Here is a 1,360-nt window from a genome sequence, read left to right as displayed (position 1 = left end):
CGGGACTTAGACAAATTTCAAGCCCAAACAAAGCCCAAAGCAGCTTTGTAAGCAAAGAATACGTCCCGATTGTGGTTCAGCCACTCTACGAAGCGGAAAGACATCGCTGTGCGAAACGCCTCTAAGGCTTCAGTAAAGGTATTTAAAGGTTTCGATGCCCAACGCCGTCTTAATCCTCCAGTTTTGGTATGCCATAAAATAAAGGTATAGGCACAAAATACAAGAATGAAATGTCTGATTAGGCTTCTATAATCTCTGACTTGATATTCAGATAGCCCTAACCATCCTTTAGCTTCCCGATAGAAAACTTCTACCCAATTCCTTTGAGCATAGGTAGTTACTATCCATTCCGCTGTGACTTTTGTTGATTCAACATTGGTAATAAAATAGTCAACATCACTAGCTTGGTCGAAGGTCGAGGCATTCATGACGATAGCAATTGTTCTCGTTCCTTCAAGCTGTGGGAGTTCAACTTCCACAGTTGCCACCCAAACGGTTTTCGGTTTATCTAGATTGAGTTGAATCGGGGTAAAATCCTCAACAGACAAGGATTGGGCTAATTTGTCTAAGCGAATCTCTTCTCGTTTATTTGTCTCTATTTGAGTTGTCACCTTACGGTTTTTGGCTAATCCTCCTAAATACTTGAGTTTCCTTTTTTCCAGCTCCAGCAGAAACGTTGTGTTATTTCCATAGCCAGCATCAATTAATATGATACCCGGTCGATATCCTCTCCCCAGGCTTCGGTTAATTAATGCTAAGGCTAACTCCGGCTTTTTCTTGAATTCAATATCTTTTTTTCCCTCAGGTAAATAACTGGCGTGTTGATATAACTCTATATCTAACGGTAGGCTTTTTTTTCCATCATATAGATGTGTTGTTACCACCACTATCCCGTTCTCGGTTTTCCCAATTTCTCCAATGTACTGCCGTCCCACTCCCGCTGTGAAATTACCACTTTTTCTATGCCCTGAGTCATCCACAATTAAGGTGAATCCTCTATTTATTCGCGTTTGGCTACACTGATTCATCACCACCAGGCGTCGCTCATTTACCTGTTGGGCATCCCAGGGTGCTTCCGTCAAAAAATGGTGTAATCGGTGATAAGTCACTCCTACAGCATTATCCGCCATTTGAGACAGGTTTTTTCGTTCACTTTCCCCTAATAATCCGCCTATATAGTTCCTAAACTCCCGTTTTTGGGCTTGATGGTTAAAGATATCATCAAAACGTTTACACCATCTATCAAAGCAAGGAGGCATGGCGGCGGGAGTTGTCTGTTTCATGGTGCAAATTTTAACGTGAACTGACTGCCATGCCTAGATTATACATTTATTAGCTCTTTATTTTCGTTTAAGTCCCG

General features: G+C 41.7%; 1 protein-coding gene. It reads right to left on the bottom strand.

The genetic code is table 11. The features are described 5' to 3' along the window. Positions 1-17 precede the first annotated feature (17 nt). The gene (locus AB1414_20995) at positions 18-1,283 is read right to left on the bottom strand and encodes an IS701 family transposase (GenBank protein ID MEW6609889.1); all 1,266 of its coding nucleotides are present in this window, start codon (positions 1,281-1,283) and stop codon (positions 18-20) included. Between the last annotated feature and the right edge of the window lie 77 nt (positions 1,284-1,360).

The sequence above is a fragment of the bacterium genome, from assembly GCA_040755795.1.
Lineage (GTDB): Bacteria > UBA9089 > CG2-30-40-21 > CG2-30-40-21 > SBAY01 > JBFLXS01.
Note: the sequence above shows the minus strand (reverse complement) of the source record. Positions and strands in the feature narration are given on the sequence as shown.

Bases quoted from the DNA above. Each gene is read 5' to 3' on its own strand.
- AB1414_20995 (MEW6609889.1), bottom strand. From the start codon at position 1,283: ATGAAACAGACAACTCCCGCCGCCATGCCTCCTTGCTTTGATAGATGG.